The organism is Rhodococcus wratislaviensis (assembly GCF_041228765.1).
Taxonomy (GTDB): Bacteria; Actinomycetota; Actinomycetes; order Mycobacteriales; family Mycobacteriaceae; genus Rhodococcus_F; species Rhodococcus_F wratislaviensis.
Genome location: NZ_CP150488.1, coordinates 6,037,361 through 6,054,755 on the forward strand (window position 1 = coordinate 6,037,361; position 17,395 = coordinate 6,054,755).

General features: G+C 69.2%; 17 protein-coding genes. 3 read left to right on the forward strand and 14 right to left on the reverse strand.

Annotated elements, in window-relative coordinates; translation table 11 throughout:
- Positions 1-75: 75 nt before the first annotated feature.
- Together WKC72_RS27980 and WKC72_RS27985 are read right to left on the reverse strand one after the other, a co-directional pair.
- Positions 76-738: a response regulator transcription factor gene (locus WKC72_RS27980; protein WP_005240363.1), complete on the reverse strand. Its 663-nt coding sequence runs from the start codon at positions 736-738 to the stop codon at positions 76-78.
- Positions 739-747: 9 nt separating this feature from the next.
- Entirely contained in the window at positions 748-1,944 is a 1,197-nt protein-coding gene (locus WKC72_RS27985; protein ID WP_037245426.1) for a sensor histidine kinase, read from the reverse strand.
- A gap of 139 nt (positions 1,945-2,083) precedes the next feature.
- On the opposite strand from WKC72_RS27985, the gene WKC72_RS27990 reads away from it, so the two are divergent.
- Both WKC72_RS27990 and WKC72_RS27995 read left to right on the forward strand, forming a co-directional pair.
- Complete coding sequence (locus tag WKC72_RS27990) at positions 2,084-2,725, forward strand: hypothetical protein (protein ID WP_112299400.1); 642 nt, start codon at positions 2,084-2,086, stop codon at positions 2,723-2,725.
- The gene (locus WKC72_RS27995) at positions 2,722-4,173 is read left to right on the forward strand and encodes an alpha/beta-hydrolase family protein (RefSeq protein ID WP_370180455.1); all 1,452 of its coding nucleotides are present in this window, start codon (positions 2,722-2,724) and stop codon (positions 4,171-4,173) included. Before WKC72_RS27990 ends, WKC72_RS27995 begins: the two co-directional genes overlap by 4 nt.
- On the opposite strand, the gene gatA is transcribed toward WKC72_RS27995, so the two are convergent.
- Genes gatA through WKC72_RS28010 form a run of 3 tightly spaced genes read right to left on the reverse strand, consistent with a single transcriptional unit; the run spans position 4,170 to position 6,564 of the window.
- On the reverse strand, positions 4,170-5,651 hold the full coding sequence (gene gatA / locus WKC72_RS28000; protein WP_037245420.1) for an Asp-tRNA(Asn)/Glu-tRNA(Gln) amidotransferase subunit GatA: 1,482 nt from the start codon (positions 5,649-5,651) through the stop codon (positions 4,170-4,172). The two genes, WKC72_RS27995 and gatA, sit on opposite strands and share 4 nt — an antisense overlap.
- Positions 5,648-5,947, reverse strand: coding sequence for an Asp-tRNA(Asn)/Glu-tRNA(Gln) amidotransferase subunit GatC (gene gatC / locus WKC72_RS28005; RefSeq protein ID WP_005240352.1), 300 nt, complete (start codon positions 5,945-5,947; stop codon positions 5,648-5,650). The genes gatA and gatC overlap by 4 nt, the downstream gene beginning before the upstream one ends.
- A 59-nt stretch (positions 5,948-6,006) precedes the next feature.
- Positions 6,007-6,564, reverse strand: coding sequence for an antibiotic biosynthesis monooxygenase (locus tag WKC72_RS28010; RefSeq protein WP_037245417.1), 558 nt, complete (start codon positions 6,562-6,564; stop codon positions 6,007-6,009).
- A gap of 204 nt (positions 6,565-6,768) precedes the next feature.
- Here WKC72_RS28010 and WKC72_RS28015 point away from each other — a divergent pair, with 204 nt between their 5' ends.
- On the forward strand, positions 6,769-7,419 hold the full coding sequence (locus WKC72_RS28015) for an amino acid-binding protein (protein ID WP_025432327.1): 651 nt from the start codon (positions 6,769-6,771) through the stop codon (positions 7,417-7,419).
- Between the two features lie 51 nt (positions 7,420-7,470).
- On the opposite strand, the gene WKC72_RS28020 is transcribed toward WKC72_RS28015, so the two are convergent.
- From WKC72_RS28020 to WKC72_RS28060, 9 genes are all read right to left on the reverse strand, one after another.
- Complete coding sequence (locus tag WKC72_RS28020; RefSeq protein ID WP_037245415.1) at positions 7,471-7,959, reverse strand: GNAT family N-acetyltransferase; 489 nt, start codon at positions 7,957-7,959, stop codon at positions 7,471-7,473.
- A gap of 57 nt (positions 7,960-8,016) precedes the next feature.
- Complete coding sequence (ligA, locus tag WKC72_RS28025) at positions 8,017-10,107, reverse strand: NAD-dependent DNA ligase LigA (RefSeq protein ID WP_370180456.1); 2,091 nt, start codon at positions 10,105-10,107, stop codon at positions 8,017-8,019.
- 41 nt (positions 10,108-10,148) lie between these two features.
- On the reverse strand, positions 10,149-11,171 hold the full coding sequence (locus WKC72_RS28030; RefSeq protein ID WP_037245411.1) for a methionine synthase: 1,023 nt from the start codon (positions 11,169-11,171) through the stop codon (positions 10,149-10,151).
- On the reverse strand, positions 11,168-12,262 hold the full coding sequence (mnmA, locus tag WKC72_RS28035; protein ID WP_037245409.1) for a tRNA 2-thiouridine(34) synthase MnmA: 1,095 nt from the start codon (positions 12,260-12,262) through the stop codon (positions 11,168-11,170). The genes WKC72_RS28030 and mnmA overlap by 4 nt, the downstream gene beginning before the upstream one ends.
- On the reverse strand, positions 12,262-13,482 hold the full coding sequence (locus WKC72_RS28040) for a cysteine desulfurase family protein (protein WP_112299407.1): 1,221 nt from the start codon (positions 13,480-13,482) through the stop codon (positions 12,262-12,264). The genes mnmA and WKC72_RS28040 overlap by 1 nt, the downstream gene beginning before the upstream one ends.
- A 17-nt stretch (positions 13,483-13,499) precedes the next feature.
- On the reverse strand, positions 13,500-14,423 hold the full coding sequence (locus tag WKC72_RS28045; RefSeq protein WP_370180457.1) for a lysophospholipid acyltransferase family protein: 924 nt from the start codon (positions 14,421-14,423) through the stop codon (positions 13,500-13,502).
- Positions 14,420-15,253 carry a GNAT family N-acetyltransferase gene (locus WKC72_RS28050; protein ID WP_112299409.1) on the reverse strand — a complete coding sequence of 278 codons (834 nt, stop codon included), beginning with the start codon at positions 15,251-15,253 and terminating at the stop codon, positions 14,420-14,422. The genes WKC72_RS28045 and WKC72_RS28050 overlap by 4 nt, the downstream gene beginning before the upstream one ends.
- Before the next feature lie 134 nt (positions 15,254-15,387).
- Positions 15,388-16,344 (reverse strand): electron transfer flavoprotein subunit alpha/FixB family protein, encoded by a 957-nt coding sequence (locus WKC72_RS28055; protein WP_005240335.1) that lies wholly within the window; start codon positions 16,342-16,344, stop codon positions 15,388-15,390.
- A 46-nt stretch (positions 16,345-16,390) separates the two neighbouring features.
- A complete protein-coding gene (locus tag WKC72_RS28060; RefSeq protein WP_037245401.1) occupies positions 16,391-17,191 on the reverse strand; it encodes an electron transfer flavoprotein subunit beta/FixA family protein in 801 nt (266 codons plus the stop codon).
- Positions 17,192-17,395: the final 204 nt, after the last annotated feature.

A 17,395-nucleotide genomic window follows, 5' to 3' on the forward strand; every position in this document is an offset into this window, starting at 1 on the left:
GTGTGGTGATGGTGGTTCTCTTTACACATCTTGCCGCTCGAACCGCGTTCGAGCACCTCGGACCGGCCGGTTCACTCAGCCGGGTGTGACGAGACCGCTCTCGTACGCCAGGACCACTGCCTGTGCGCGGTCGCGCAGATCCAGCTTCGACAGCACTTTGCCGACGTGCGTCTTGACGGTCTGCTCGGCGACGAACAGGCGCTCCGCGATCTCGGTGTTGGACATGCCGCGGGCGATGAGTTCGAGCACCTCGCGTTCGCGGGGCGTCAGCGCCGACAGCGCTGCCGGTTTGCGGCGCGCCGTGCTGCGGCGGCTGGTCACGTCGGCGATGAGTCGCCGGGTGACGGTCGGCGCGAGAAGCGCCTCACCGTCCGCGACCACCCGCACCGCACGGATGAGTTCCTCCGCGGGCGCGTCCTTGAGCATGAAGCCGCTGGCCCCGATGCTCAGCGCCTCGTACACGTAGTCGTCGACGTCGAACGTGGTGAGCATGAGCACCCGCACCGGCGGATCGAAACCGGCCGACAGGATGACGCGGGCCGCGTCGAGTCCGTTCATCTCCGGCATGCGGACGTCCATCAGGACCACGTCGGGCCGCAGACGCCGGACCTCGCTCACCGCCACCGCCCCGTCCGGAGCGTCACCGATGACACTGATGTCGGGCTGTGAGGCGAGCAGGGCTCCGAAGCCCTGCCGGACCATAGCCTGGTCGTCGGCGATGAATACGGTGATGGCCACCCAGCCAGCCTAGGCGGAGGCAACCGGGAACTCGGCGTGGACCTCGAATCCGCCGTTGTCGTGCAGGTGGGTGGTGAGTACGCCCCCGACTGCCTGCGCACGCTCACGCATTCCGATGATGCCGTTGCCGCCGGTCGACTCGTGCCTGGTCAGGGCCGAGACGAGGCTCCGCCTCGGCGGGCCGTTCACGATCGACACCGACGCGATCGGCGACTCGTACGCGATCTTCACCTCGACCGCGGCGCCCGCCGCGTGGCGGGCCGTGTTGGCGAGGGATTCCTGCAGGATGCGGTACATCACGAGTCCGACCGACTCCGACACGAGCGTCGGGTCACCGTCGACGTGCCAGGCGACGGGAATGCCTGCCCTGCGGCTGCCCTCGAGTAGCTCGCTGATCTGCTGCACCCCGGGCTGGGGCGCGTGCTCTGCCAGCTGGCCGTCGCTGCGCAGCACTCCGAGCAGTCCGCGGACCTCGTTCAGCGCGGCGCGGCCGGCGGCCCCGATCGATTCGAACTCGGCCCGCGTCTCGTCCGACATGTCGGCGATGCGGTACGGCGCGCTCTGCGCCTGCACCACGACCATCGACATGTGGTGCGCGACGACGTCGTGCAGGTCCCGGGCGATGCGCGCCTTCTCCTCCAGGATCGTCCGGCGAGTGCGCTCGAGCTCGCTCAGTTCCTCCTGCTGCGCGAGTTGCCGGCGGGAGAGCACCAGCCACCGGATCAGCAGGCCGAAGACGACGATCGCGGTCAGGCCCACCGCCCACCCGCGGCCGTTGGTGCCCGGGGTGTCGGCGAGGAACAGCAGGACGGTGGACATCCATGCCACGCCCACGACCGGAATCGCGGCCCGCATGCTGACGGCGGCCAGCAGGGCGAGCATCACCAGGATGTGGACCACCTGCCAGGGGTAGTCGTAGCCGTCCTGCAGTGCGAAGACGCGCGGAATCACCAGCGCCGAGACCGCGGAGACGGCCCAGGCCAGCGCCGGATTCGACCGGATGAGCAGGAACGGGAACGTCGCGAGCGCCGCCACGAACGGTTGAATGGGAGGACTGACCTGGTGGGTCAGCTGCAGGGTCGGCCACGCCACGGCGAACAGGATCGCCGTGACCACGACGATTGCCACGTTCAGCCACTGGCCTTCGGCGGCTCTCCGGATGCGCGTCTTCGTCTTCACACCGTCGACAGTAGAAACCGTGGTCACGCAGTGTCCTCATACCCCGGGCTCATGTCGGCGTAGCCCCGGAGTATGAGATCGGGGCCCCCTCGCACCACGAGGCCAGGGATCGAACCGGACTCCGGGGTGATGTGGCCCCGCAACACGAATTCATAACGTTCTCGTCATGCGAAAGACGGGGACACGGAGAACGACTTGGGCCGCGGTGGCGTGCGCCGCAACCGCACTACTGACCACGACAGGATTCGCAGGCACCGGCGCCGCGAGCACGCCCCGGCACGAGAACGCCGCCGCCTCCGCCGCGGTGCACACCCTCACCGCACCGGCCGAAATCTCCGAGGACTCCATTCCCGCGGACTTCGCCGACGTGATGGGCTACACGCCGGTGCCGATCGACGGAATGCTCGCCAATCCCGGCGGGGACTGCTCGTCTCCCGTGCCGCTGCCCCTCGAGTTCGACACGTCGTGCAAGGCGCACGACCTCGGGTACGACCTTCTGCGGTACGCGTCCCGGTCCGGCGAGGACCTGGGTCCCTGGGCGCGGCAGAGCCTCGACACGCAGCTGGATCAGCGCATGCACGCGGCGTGCGACACCCGCGCCGACGAGCAGGCACGGGCGCAGTGCTTCGTCATGGCAAACGTCGCGACCACCTTCGTCACCGGAAACAGCTGGCGCCAGGGCTATTCGGCACCGGTCACCGAATCCGGACTCCCGTATGCACTGGCAGGCGGTGTCGGTGTCGTGCTCCTCGCCGGCGCGGCCTGGTCGATCCGCCGCCGGCCGCATCCGGTCGGAGCCGTCGCATGACCACCACCGCTCTGTCCGGTCCCGGACGGAGCACGGTGCACAGTCGCTCGCACACGAAGCCGAATGCCCTGCGCCGCACTCTGGTCACGACGATCCCGGTCTCCGCCCTCCCCCGCGCCTCCTCCACGATCGTCGTCACCGCCGTCACACTCGCATCTCTCGCTCCCTCACTGCTCCCCCGGAGTGCGCTGACGCAGGCCCTGTTCACCGGCGTCCTCGCCGCGATCGGTTTCGGTTTCGTCGTCCTCGCCCGCCGCCTGCGGTACCTCGTCACCCGTTCGCGCAGCAACCACCCTCCGCGGGACTCGGTGCGTCTGCTGGTGCTGATCGGCGCCATGATCGTCGTGTCCTGGGCGATCGTGCTCGCCGACCACTGGCAGGATTCGCTGCGCGCCGCCATGGGCATGCCGGGCATCGGGCCGGACCACTGGATGCAGGCGATCATCGTGGCTGCTCTGACGTTCCTGCTGTTCGCCGGCATCGGCAGCGTCGTCGGCACGGTCGCCCGACGTCTCGGCTGGATCGGCAGCGCCACCACCGCCGTCGTTCTCGCGACCGCACTGCAACTGGTCGCCGGACCGGCGTTGTGGGGAATGATGTCGCGTTCCTACAGCGACTCCAACGCGCTCGTCGACGTGTCCCTGCACCGGCCGATGTCCGCCGAACTGTCCGGCAGCCCGGACTCCGCGATCAGCTGGGAGTCGCTCGGGCGCCAGGGACGACGGTTCGTGGCGGCGGGCGAGCAGTCGGCCGCCATCCGCACCTATGTGGGGATGGATTCGGCACCGGACGTCGAATCGCGTGCGGCACTGGCAGTCTCGGAACTCGAGCGGGCCGGCGGATTCACCCGGTCCGCCATCGTCGTCACGGTGCCCACCGGCTCGGGGTGGATCGACGAGAACGCCGCCGAGGGATTCGAGGAACGCTTCGACGACGACGTCGCGATCGTCGGCATGCAGTACTCGTACCTGCCGAGCTGGATCACGTTCGTGTTCGGACGTTCCGCCGCAGACGAATCGGCGGCAGCGTTGTTCGATGCCGTCGCCGAGCGGATCGCCGATCTTCCCGACCTCCTGCGCCCGGCGCTGTACGTCTACGGCCAGAGCCTCGGGTCCGTCGGCGGCAGTGCAATTTTCACCGACGCCGACCAACTCCGCGAGCGTGTCTGCGGCGCACTGTGGGCAGGGCCGCCCGCAGGCTCCGTACTGACGGACGGGGCGACGGTGCTGGCGAACACGTCCGACCCGGTGGTGTGGTGGTCCCCCGACCTGATCGTCCACCGACCCGACCTCTCGCTCGCAGTACGCGATGCGCCGGTCCCCCAATGGATTCCGGGCATCACGTTCCTGCAGACGAGCGTCGACCTGGTGTCCGCGCTGAACTTCGCGGCCGGGCACGGACACCGCTACGGCAGCGAGCAGGGCACCGCCCTGCCCGACTGCTCCTAGTTCGGCGAGCCGATCGGACCGCGTGCGGCCTCGTACGCGGCACCGACGCGGTACAGCCGCTCGTCGGCCAGCGCGGGCGCCATGATCTGCAGTCCCACCGGCAGACCGTCGTCCGCGGACAGTCCCGACGGAACCGACATCGCGCAGTGCCCGGCCAGATTGGTGGGCAGCGTGCACAGGTCCGAGAGGTACATCGCGAGCGGGTCGCCGACCTTCTCGCCCAGCTTCCACGGGGTGAACGGGCTGGTGGGCGACACCAGGACGTCCACCTTCTCGTAGGCCTTCTCGAAGTCCCTGGCGATGAGCGTCCGCACCTTGAGCGCCTGACCGTAATACGCGTCGTAGTAGCCGGACGACAGCGCGTAGGTACCGATCATGATGCGGCGCTTGACCTCCGGGCCGAAGCCGGCGGCGCGCGTCGCAGCCATCACCTGGTCGGCGCTCATGTCGCCCTCGTCGATGCGGAGTCCGTACCGCATCGCGTCGAAGCGCGCGAGGTTCGACGACACCTCGCTCGGCAGGATCAAGTAGTACGACGCGAGCGCGTACTCGAAGTTGGGGCACGACACCTCGACGACCTCGGCACCGAGCTCCGTGAGTTGCGCGACGGCGGCGTCGAACGAGGAGATGACCCCGGGCTGGTAGCTGTCGGAGTGCAGTTCCTTGACCACACCGACCTTCACGCCCTTCAGATTGCCACCGGCGCCCTCACGCGCGGCCGCCACCACGGGGCGCACGGGTGCGTCGATCGACGTCGAGTCACGCGGGTCGTGCCCGGCGATGACCTCGTGCAACAGCGCGGTGTCGAGGACCGTGCGGCCGCACGGACCACCCTGGTCGAGCGAGGACGCGCAGGCCACCAGTCCGAAACGGGAGACCGTGCCGTACGTCGGCTTGGTGCCGACCGTCGCCGTGACGGCGGCGGGCTGACGGATCGAGCCTCCGGTGTCGGTGCCGATCGCGAGCGGGGCCTGCCGGGACGCGAGGGCGGCGGCACTGCCGCCGCCCGAGCCGCCCGGGATGCGCGTGGTGTCCCACGGGTTGCGGGTGGGGCCGTAGGCGGAGTTCTCGGTGGACGAACCCATCGCGAACTCGTCGAGGTTGGTCTTTCCCAGGATCGGGATGCCGGCCTCGCGCAGTTTCGTCGTGAGCGTCGCGTCGTACGGTGCGATCCAGCCCTCGAGAATCTTCGACGCGCACGTGGTGGGCATGTCGGTGGTGGTGAAGATGTCCTTGAGCGCCAACGGAACTCCCGCGAGCGGGGAGGCGGGCGCATTGCCTGCGGCGAGGCTGCTGTCGACTTCCTTCGCCGACACGAGGGCCTGCTCGCCTGCGACGTGCAGGAAGGCGTTCAGTTCACCGTCGACCGCGGCGATGCGGTCGAGATGCGCCTGGGTGACCTCGACGGACGACACCTCACGGCTGTGGATCTTCGACGCGAGATCTGCGGCGTCGAGAGTGGTCAGTTCGGCGCTCATTCGCCCTCTCCAAGGATCTGCGGGACGGCGAAGCGATCCTGCTCGACAGCCGGGGCGCCGGAGAGCGCCTGCTCGGGAGTCAGGCCGGGAACGATCACGTCGGGACGGGTCACGTTGGTGACCGCATTCGGGTTCGCCATCGGCGGAACATCCTCGGCGGGCACCTCGGTGACCACCTTCACGTGGCTGAGAATCGAGTCCAGCTGACCGGCGAACTCGTCGAGCTCGGCATCGGTCAGGGCGAGTCGAGACAGCCGCGCGAGGTGCGCGACCTCGTCACGGGAGATGGCAGGCACCGCGGGGCCCCTTTCGGTTCGGACGTACACAAGTGGGTCCAGCCTAGAGCGTGGCCCGATCAGCCGTGCAGCCAGCGCCGCAACCTGCCCGTCAGGAACGGCAGAACCACGAAGACCATCACCGGAGTCGTGACCACCGACGCCACCACGGTGCGGGTCACCACGTCCAGCGCCGAGAGCCGGGGAGTGACGAACATCGCGATGAGGAGTGAGATCGGAAAGAAACCGAGCCAGATGGTGACCGCCTGCTTCCACCGCGGCGGTGGTGCACTCACCCGTACGGCGTGCGTCAGCGTCGACTGCGGTTCGAACCAGCCCTCCACCCCGGTCAGCCGGTGAGTGACCGTGTCCTGTGCGAGGCCCGTCCCCCTGCCTACCCACACCTTCCTGGCGGGCGACGTCGTCCACGCGTCGAGAGTGTCCTCGTCCGCGAACCGGTACACCACGTGGTACTGCTCGGGATCGGATGCCGCACGCAGCCAGCCCCCGCCCAGGAACCCCGGGAACGTGCCCGCCATCGCCATGCCGGCGTCCGTCCAGCGCAGGAATTCCTGTTCCCGGCCCGCCGCCACCCGCCGCGAGACGGACGTCGTCACTCCCGTTGCCGTGGTGTTCATGCACCCATGTTTGGGCTGTCGTGTTTCGCGGACGAGGCGAATCCGTATCGGCAGTGTCACGAATCGAGCGCGACCTGCGAGTCCCCGTCCCGTCCCCGGCGAAGCCGCAGGGGGGACCGCATACTCGGGAACGAAAGTGCAAGGATGGTGAGCGACGGGGGTCGCAGGTACTCCCGCGTCTATCTCGTGGTGAAAGGGACGCACGTGTCGTATCTGCTTCGCGTCCAGCTCCCCGACCGTCCCGGTAGCCTCGGCTCTCTCGCCGTCGCCCTGGGCTCGGTGGGTGCTGACATTCTGTCGCTCGACGTGGTGGAACGGGGTGCCGGATTCGCCATCGACGACCTCGTGGTCGATGTCGAGCCGGGATCGCTCCCCGACACCCTCATCACCGCCGCCGAGAACCTGCCCGGCGTCACCGTCGACTCCATCCGGCCGTACGCCGGAATCCTCGACACCCACCGCGAGCTCGAGCTCATCGACCAGGTCGCCACCGCGGCGGACGATCGACTGCAGGTCCTCGTCGACGGGGCGCCGCGCGTGCTCCGGGTCGGCTGGTCCGTGGTCGCCGACCTCGGCCCGCACGGCGCATACCGTGTGGTCGGCAGCTCGGGAGCTCCCGAGACCCACGCCACCGAGATCCCGTGGATGCCGCTGGAGAAACCCACCGCGCTCGACGGCGAGGGCGACTGGGTCCCCCAGGTGTGGCGTGACATGAACACCACACTCGCGGCGGCTCCCCTCGGGACGACCGGACGTGTGCTGATGCTCGGCCGCCCCGGCGGCCCGGAATTCCGTCCGTCCGAGATCGCCCGGCTGGGTTACCTCGCCGGCATCATCGCGACGGTTCTGAGCTGACCACCGCTGAGCTGACCACCGCGCCGTCCGAGAGGTCCGGCGGTGGCCGCCTCAGACGAGCTCGCGGACCAGGACGGTCAGCTCGACACCGGGGACTGGTGCCCAATTGCGTTCGGGCACAGGCACGAAACCGTTGCGGTCGTAGATCCGGCGGGCGTCTTCCATGTCGGGCTGGGTAGACATCACGACCGCGCGGTCCCCGCGGTCGTATGCCGTGTCCAGCACGTGCCGCACGAGCGCCGACCCGACCCCGGCACCGCGGGCGTCGGGTGACACGGCGAGCATCCGGAATTCGAGTTCGCCCGGCTGCGCGACATCGGCGTACGGGGAAGCCGGTTCCGCGATAGTGACGGAACCCACGATCTGGCCCTCCATCACGGCCACCCGCACATCCGCCTTCTCCGCCCGCTCGGCGGTGTCGCGCAACCGGTTCGTGTACGGATCGTGCGCCTCGACGAATCCGCCACCCACGTAGGCGATCAGCGTGAGGTCACCGACGGCCTCGTAGTCGTCCGGCGTCGCATTCCGAATCTCGATCATGTCCAGAACTATGACAGGACGGCTCACGCCGCCCAAAATGCGGGCGTGAGGTTCCGATCACACTCCGGAATCCGCGACGGCGTCCGGTCCGCCCTCCAGTAGTCGGCGGAACCCGTCCTCGTCGAGGACCGGCACTCCGAGTTCGACGGCCTTGTCGTGCTTCGAACCCGGTGATTCGCCGACCACCACGAACGCCGTCTTCTTCGACACCGAACCCGCGGCCTTACCGCCTCGGACGAGGATCGCCTCCTTCGCCTGGTCGCGCGAGAACGTCTCGAGCGAACCCGTGACGACGATCGACAGGCCTTCGAGGTTGCGCGGAATCGATTCGTCGCGTTCGTCTTCCATGCGAACCCCGGCCGCGGACCACTTCTCCACGATCTGCTGGTGCCAGTCGACGCCGAACCACTCGGCGACGGCCGCGGCGATGGTGCCGCCGACCCCGTCCACTGCCGCGAGTTCCTCGACGGAGCTCTCCCGGATCCGCTCGAGCGACCCGAATTCACCGGCCAGGGCACGTGCCGCCGTGGGACCGACATGACGGATGGACAGCGCGACCAGCACCCGCCACAGCGGCTTGTCCTTGGCGGAGTCGAGATTGTCGAGCAGCCGGCGGCCGTTGGCCGACAACCCGCCGGCCTTGGTCCGGAAGAGCGACGTCTTGAGCAGATCGTCCGCGGTGAGCGAGAACAGGTCGCCCTCGTCGCCGATCGCCTTGGCTTCGAGGAGGCTCGTGGCGGCCTCGTAGCCGAGGACCTCGATGTCGAATGCGCCGCGGCCCGCGACGTGGAACACGCGTTCCCGGAGCTGCGCGGGGCAGTACTGCTGGTTGGGGCAGCGAATGTCCGCGTCCCCCTCCTTGGCGGGGGCCAGCAGTGTGCCGCACTCCGGGCAGTGGGTGGGCATCACGAACTCGTACTCGTCGCCCGTCCGGGCGTCGACCACGGGCCCGAGGACCTCGGGGATGACATCACCGGCCTTGCGCAGCACGACCGTGTCGCCGATGAGCACGCCTTTGCGTTTGACCTCGGAGCCGTTGTGCAGGGTGGCGAGGGAGACGGTGGAGCCGGCGACCGTGACCGGTTCCATGTAGGCGAACGGGGTGACGCGGCCGGTGCGACCGACGTTGACCCGGATGTCGAGAAGTTTGGTGGTGGCCTCTTCCGGGGGGTACTTGTAGGCGATCGCCCAGCGCGGCGCCCGCGACGTGGACCCCAGCCGGCGTTGCAGCGACGTCTCGTCGACTTTGACCACCAGACCGTCGATCTCGTGCTCCACGTCGTGCCGGTGCTCGCCCCAGTACTGCACCCTGTCCACGACGGCGTCCGCGCCCGTGACGCGGGCGGTGTGGGTCGACACGGGCAGGCCCCACGCCGCCAGTGCCGTGTATGCGTCGTACTGGGAGACCGGCTCGAATCCTTCGCTCCGGCCGAGGCCGTGGCAGATCATCCCGAGGCGCCTGCGGGCGGTGACGGCCGGATTCTTCTGCCGCAGCGACCCGGCCGCGGAGTTCCGGGGATTCGCGAACGGCGCCTTGCCTTCCTCGACGAGCGCCGCGTTGAGTGCCGCGAAGTCCTCGAGCCGGAAGAACACCTCGCCGCGCACCTCGAGGAGCGCCGGGACCGGGTATTCGTCTGTGCCGGTGAGCTTTTCCGGGATGTCGTCGATGGTCCGCGCGTTGAGCGTCACTTCTTCACCGGTGCGGCCGTCGCCGCGCGTGGCCGCCCGGACGAGCCGGCCGTTCTCGTAGACCAGGTTCAGCGCGACTCCGTCGATCTTCACCTCGCACAGGTAGTGCAGGTCGGGCCCGGTCTCCTGCTCCACCCGGCTGATCCAGGTGCGCAGTTCGCCGGTGTCGAAGACGTTGTCAAGGCTGAGCATCCGCTCGAGATGATCGGCGGAGGCGAAGTCGGTGGCGAAACCGCCGCCGACGAGTTGTGTCGGCGAATCGGGCGTCCGCAGGTCGGGATACTGGTTCTCGAGGTCGTTCAGCTCGCCCAGCAGCACATCGAACTCTCCGTCGGAGATGATGGGCGCGTCGCGGACGTAATAGCGGAACTGGTGCTGTCGCACTTCCTCGGCCAGCTCGTTCCAGTGCTCCCGGACGTGTCCGGGGGCCGGTGTCGGGGCTTCGGTCGATTCACTCACTACCGAAGATTAACCGGTCCGGCCGACACCGAACGCCGGACTCAGAGCGATTCGGGGTCATCGGTGAACGCGCTGCTCACCTCGGAGCACAACTTCAGGGCCTCCCGGCTCCAGGACTGATCGGCGCCCGCGAGCCCGCAGGCAGGAGTCACGGCGACCTGGGTCCGCAGCGTCGTGCGCGGAAATCCGAGCCGGTCGATCAACGTCACCGCAGGTCGAGCGAGGTCGCGCCACGTGGCAGGCACAGCCGGAGTGTCGGTCGGAACGAGGCCGAATGCGAGCTCCTTGCCCGCATCGAGCAACTCGCCGATGCCGTCCAGGTCCGCGGACGTCAGCTGTGCCACGTCCAGACCCACTGCGCGGGCACTGCTGCGCCGCAGGAGGTCGGTGGGCAGATCGCCGGAGCAGCAATGCACCATGGTCACCGCGCCGGAGCCTGCGAGGGCCGCCTCGAGCACGGCGAGCGCCTCCGGTTCCGGCATCGCCCGCACGGTCTCGAGCCGCGACCGGCCGGACAGCGTGCCCGCCAGCACGGCGGGCAGTCGTGGCTCGTCGAACTGGACCAGCACCTGCGCGCCGAGACGTCGGTTGACCTCCGCGGCGTGCCGCGCGAGCCCCTCGCCCAGCGATTCGGCGAAGTCGCGCACCGCGCCGGGGTCGGTCAGCACGCGCCGGCCGGTGCCGAGTTCCACCTCGGCCGCCAGCGTGAGTGGGCCCACCGACTGCACCTTCACCACGTGGTCGGCGCCGACGAGGCCCGCACTCTCCCACGCCTCCTCCAGCGCGTCGAGATCCTGGTTCAGGAGGTCGGTCGCCCGCTTGGCGACCGAGCCGCGACGCTGCACCACACGGTAGGCCGTCGTGGACACGTCCAGTTGCAGATCCACGAGCAGAGCGCTGGCGCGGCCGATCATGTCGGCGCCGAGCCCGCGGGCGGGCAACTCGACGAGGTGCGGGAGCCGGCCGAGTTCGCCGAGGACGACCGTGGCGGCTTCACGCGGATCGGTGCCCGGCCACGAGCCGACGCCGGTGACGGCCCCGGCCAGTGAGATACCCTGCGTCACTGCGTGTTCGGACGCGCGTCGGTACCCGAGATGGTTCCACTGCCCAGCACGATGTCGCCTGCCGGGTCGGTCCGGTACAGGACGACGGCCTGCCCCTTCGCGACACCGGTCAGCGGCTCCCGAAGAGAGATGGCGATGCCGCCGTCGACCGCTTCGGCGACGGCCTCGGCGAGCCCGCCGTGCGCCCGTACCTGGACGGTGCATTCGACCGGCCCGGCAGGCGCGTTCCCGGACGTCCACACGGCGCGGTCCGCCGTGATCGCGTGCACTTCGAGGTTGCGTGCGGAACCGACACGGACGGTGCCGGTGTCGGGTTCGATCGACGTCACGTACCGCGGTTGCCCGTCGGCTGCGGGACCCTGGACACCGAGGCCCTTCCGCTGGCCGATCGTGAAACCGTGCACGCCTTCGTGTTCCGCGAGCACCTCACCCGAATCGGCGTCGACCACACTGCCCGGACGGACACCGATTCGGGCGCCGAGGAACGCGCGGGTGTCGCCGGACGGGATGAAGCAGATGTCGTGGCTGTCGGGCTTGTTCGCCACGGCGAGGCCGCGTTCTGCGGCCTCCTCCCGGATCCGGTCCTTCGGGGTGTCCCCCACCGGGAACATCGCCCGCGACAACTGCTCGGCGGTGAGCACACCGAGCACGTACGACTGGTCCTTGTCCGCGTCGACGGCACGGCGCAGCACGCCGTTCTCGAGCTGCGCGTAGTGGCCGGTGGCCACCGCGTCGAACCCGAGGGCGATCGCACGGTCCGCGAGCGCCGCGAACTTGATCTTCTCGTTGCACCGCAGGCACGGGTTGGGGGTCTCCCCCGCGGCGTACGACGCCACGAAGTCGTCGATCACGTCCTCCTTGAAACGGTCGGCGAAATCCCAGACATAGAACGGGATTCCGAGCACGTCCGCGGCACGCCGGGCATCACCGGCGTCCTCTTTGGAGCAGCAGCCCCGGGATCCGGTCCGCAGCGTGCCCGGCTCGGCGGACAGCGCGAGATGCACTCCCACCACGTCGTGCCCGGCAGCGACCGCCCGGGCCGCCGCCACAGCGGAATCCACGCCGCCACTCATGGCCGCCAGTACTCGCATCAACGATCCCCTCCACGCGCTCCGACACCGGCGAGCCCGGCGGCCCGGGCCCGCTCCACAACTTGCGGCAGTGCCGCGACGACTGCATCCACGTCCGCGACGGTCGACGTGTGCCCGAACGAGAAGCGCAGCGATCCCCGCGCGGTCGCGGAATCCACGCCCATCGCGGTCAGGACGTGACTCGGACGAGCGACCCCGGCGGTACACGCCGAGCCCGTAGAACATTCGATCCCGGCGGCGTCGAGCAGCATCAGCAGCGAATCGCCCTCGCAGCCGGGGAACGTGAAGTGGGCGTTGCCCGGCAGTCGCGCGCTGCCCACCGGCCCGTTCAGCACGGCGTCGGGAACGGTCTCGCCGACGCGCTCGATCAGGCGGTCGCGCAGGACGGTCAGTTCCGTCGCGCGGGAGTCGAGGTCGGCCGTCGTGTCGCGCAGCGCCGCCGCCATGCCGACGACACCCGCCGTGTCCGGGGTACCCGAACGCAGGTCGCGTTCGTGTCCCCCGCCGTGCAGCAGCGGCACACACGGCACCTGCCGTCCCAGCAGCAGTGCACCGACGCCCTGCGGTCCGCCGACCTTGTGCGCGGCGATGCTCAGCGCGGACAACCCGCTCGCAGCGAAGTCCACGGGGATGTGCGTGACGGCCTGGACGGCGTCGCTGTGCATCGGCACACCGAACTCGGCCGCGACCGCAGCGAGTTCGGTGATCGGCATGATCGTGCCGACCTCGTTGTTGGCCCACATGATCGTGACCAGGGCCGTCTCGTCCGCGTGGACGGCGAGTTCGTCGCGCAACGTCTGCGGGGACACCCGGCCCAGTTCGTCGACGGGCAGCCACGTGACCTGAGCACCCTCGTGCTTCTCGAGCCACTCCACCGCGTCGAGCACCGCGTGGTGCTCGACGGAACTGGCGAGAATCCGCACCCGGCCCGGGTCGGCGTCGCGCCGGGCCCAGAAGATGCCCTTGACGGCCAGGTTGTCGCTCTCGGTGCCGCCGGAGGTGAAGATGACCTCGGACGGTCTGGCGCCGAGGTCGGCGGCGATGGACTCGCGGGCCTCCTCGATGCGACGGCGGGCGGCGCGCCCGGAACCGTGCAGCGAGGACGCATTGCCCACGGTCCTGAAGATGTCGGTCATCGCCCGGACGGCCGCGGGCACCATGGGAGTGGTGGCTGCGTGGTCCAGGTAGACGGGGTGATCGGCACTGCGGGCAGAGGTCATGACGTGACCAGGATAGCTCAGGCGACGAGACGCTCCGCCGCCTCGATGCCCGCGGCCGCCACCCCGACCGCACCCTGCAGCGGATCGACGATGTCGTGCGCTGCGAGATCGATCCGTTCGTCGCCTCGCGCGGCGCGCTCACACCGGGCCGCCAGATCGCGGCGGCACTCTCCCGGATACTCGATCGGCGCCAGCCTGACCTCCGCGATGACCCCCTTCTGGCGGATGATGCGCCGGATCGACTGACCGATCGTCTCCTCGCCCACGAAGCACGGCCCGGTCGTCAGCTCCCCGCCCCGGCCGGTGTACCGCAGCGAGATCGGCTGGACCGGGCATTCCGCGTCGATCGCCGCCTGGAACAGCGCGGGCCGGAAACCGCCGTACGCCCGTCCGCACCACGTGGTGCCCTCCGGGAACGCCACGACTCGTTCGCCGGCGCGCAGCCTGCCCGCCGTCGTCGCCACCGTGGCCGGGAGCGCCCGCAGGCTCTGCCGCTCGATCGGGACGACCCTCATCCGCCGCGCGAGCGATCCCAGAACCGGCCAGTCGAGCAGATCCCCGCGGGCGACGAAGTTCGCCGGGGCGAGTGCGCTGAGCACCAGTACGTCGGTCCACGACACGTGGCCCGCCACCACCAGTATCCCGCCGGTATGGCGGCGCTTTCCGCGATGATCGACGACGACGAGGCGGATTCCCACGCAGCGCAACAGGATCGCCGCGTACCGCCGCTGCAGACCGGTCCGCCACGACCGGGGCAGCAACCATCCCGCGGTCAGGAGCGGCGCCGTCGCCAGGGCCGACACCACGAGACACCACCGAACGACCACGGTCGGGATCGACACTCCGTTCGCCTCCGCAGGCAGACACCCCGCGCCGCACGGACTCGACGGCATCCACGAGTGCACGGTCACCCCGGTCGACTCGGACACGGCCGTACTCATGCCTGTGCCCCCGCCTCGAGAGTGGCCGACGCCGACCGCAGGCGTTCGAGGTACCGCTCGTTGGCGCCGTGCAGTCCCTGCAGGGCGACGAAATCGGCGACACCGAACTCCGGATCGTGCGCGGGCTCACCGCACACCTTGGCGCCGAGGCGCAGGTAGCCCCGGAGCAGCGGCGGCAGGGTCGGCCGGGCGGGCGGATCGATCTCGTCGAGCGACCACCCGTCGACGAACACCGGGTTCCTGGGCACGGCCCGTGCGTCCGGGTCGTTGCCGTACTTGCGGAGCAGCAGGTCTCGCACCCCGCGGACGTTGGAACCGGCCACGGCATCCGGATGCTCCCGCATCGGCACGGAGACACACCCCATGACCCACTCGTATCCAGTGAGCTGCAGATAGTGGAGGATCCCGGCCCACATCAGGCTCAGGACCGAACCGGAGCGGTGGTCGGGGTCGACGCACGCCCGGCCCATCTCGACGATGCGGTTGCCGACAGGGTCCAGAGCGGAGATGTCGAATTCGGTGGCGGTGTAGTAGCCCCCGGCCTGGGCTGCGGCGTCGGGCGGGAGCATGCGGTAGCACCCGACGAACTCGCCGGTCGCCTCGTGGCGGACGAGGAGGTGGTCACAGAAGTCGTCGAACCGGTCGGCGTCGAGGGCGTCCGCGTGCGCGGGGACGGAGAATCCGGGCTCGGAGGCGAACACGCGGTAGCGCAGCCGCTGGGCGGCCACGCGGTGTTCGCGGTCGGACGAGACGACCAGGGAGTATCGGGGTGCGGTTACAACAGAATCGGCGGTCTCACTCGGTGCGCGGAGAACTGACGAAGTTGTCATGGCGCAGGTTTACCGAGCAGGGGCGGCGTGAGGGCATCGCCTGGGTGTCGTGTCGATGCAGCCCGGATGAACGACGGAAGATACGACGGCGGCCCCGCTCCCGGGAAGGGAACGGGGCCGCCGTCGGTCGAGAATCAGCCCTTGTGAGCCTTGACAGCCTCGGTGAGCTGCGGCGCGACGTTGAACAGGTCGCCGACGATGCCGTAGTCCGCGATCTCGAAGATCGGGGCTTCCTCGTCCTTGTTCACGGCGACGATGGTCTTCGACGTCTGCATACCGGCGCGGTGCTGGATGGCACCGGAGATGCCGAGCGCGATGTACAGCTGCGGGGAGACCGTCTTACCGGTCTGACCGACCTGGAACTGGCCCGGGTAGTAGCCCGAGTCGACCGCGGCACGCGAGGCGCCGACGGCGGCACCGAGCGAGTCGGCGAGTTCCTCGACGACGGAGAACTTGTCGGCGCTGCCGACACCACGGCCACCGGAGACGACGACGGTCGCCTCGGTGAGCTCGGGACGGTCGCCACCGACGATCGGATCACGCGAGGTGATCTTGACGGCGCCCTCGTCCTGGGCCGGAACCTCGACGGAAACCTTCTCGCCTGCGCCGGCTTCGGGCTTCGCCTCGATGGCACCCGGACGGACCGAGATGACCGGGACGTCGCCGTTGGCCTTGGCGTCGACGGTGAACGCGCCACCGAAGATGGAGTGCACGGCGCTGCCGTCGGACTTGACGTCGACGACGTCGACGAGCAGACCGGAGCCGATGCGGGCAGCAAGACGTCCGGAGACCTCCTTGCCCTCGACGCTGGCGGCGGTGATGACCGCGGCCGGCGCAGCCGACTCGACGAGCGACGCGAGCACGTCGACCTTCGGGGTGACCAGGTAGCCGTCGATGTCGTCCGACTCGGCGACGTAGATCTTGGCCGCGCCTGCGGCGGCGAGGCCCTCGGCCAGCTTGTCGGCGGTACCGGCGGGACCGGTGACCACTGCGGCCGGCTCACCGAGCGCGCGAGCGGCGGTGATGAGTTCGGTGCTGACCTTCTTCAGCGCACCCTCTGCGTGCTCGACGAGCACCAGTACTTCTGCCATGTCTAACTCTCCCTGTATGTGTCTGCTGGTCCGTAGAGGGGCGCGATCAGATGATCTTCTGGCCCACGAGGTAGGCAGCGATCTTGCTGCCGCCGTCGCCCTCGTCGACGATGCGCTCACCAGCGGTACGCGGGGGCTTGGGGGTGGAGGCGGTGACGGTGGTGCCCGCGTTGGCGACACCGACGGTCTCCGGGTCGACACCGAGGTCGGCCAGCGTGTAGACGATGACTTCCTTCTTCTTCGCGGCCATGATGCCCTTGAAGGAGGGGAAGCGGGGCTCGTTGATCTTCTCGGTGACGCTGACGATGGCCGGCAGGCTCGCCTCGAGGCCGAAGACGCCCTCGTCGGTCTCGCGCTCGCCGGTGACGGTGCCGTCGGCGACCGTGAGCTTGCGCAGCTGCGTGAGCTGCGGGATGCCCAGGTACTCGGCGATGATGGCCGGGACGGCGCCGACGCGGCCGTCGGTGGCCTCGTTACCGGCGATGATCAGGTCGGCAGGCTCTTCGTTCTCGAACGTGATCTGTCCGAGTGCCGCGGCCAGGGTCCACGCGGTCTGCACCGCGTCGGAGCCGTGGAGGGCCGGGTCGTTGATGTGCACTGCCTTGTCGGCACCCATGGACAGGGCCTTGCGGATGGCGTCGGTGGCACGGTCCGGACCTGCGGAGAGGACGGTCACCTCGCCGCCCTGAGCCTCCTTGATCAGGAGCGCTTCTTCGACGGCGCGCTCGTTGATCTCGTCGAGCACTGCATCGGCGGCCTCGCGGTCAAGCGTGTAGTCACCGTCGGTCAGCTTGCGCTCGGACCACGTGTCGGGGACCTGCTTGATCAAAACAACGATGTTCGTCATGGGTCTTCGTCGACCTCCTGTGTGTTCTTGCGTGGTTATCGTGAGTTGCTCCGCGTGGGCCGAGCTCTCGTTGTCGATATTTCGTCGCACGATGGCTCTGCGACAGATTACCCCACGTTAAGTTACCGGTCGGTAACTTGCGTGAAAGCCTCGTTCACCATAACGGCCGAATGCGCATTTCATCCCTGTGATGTAGACCACCTG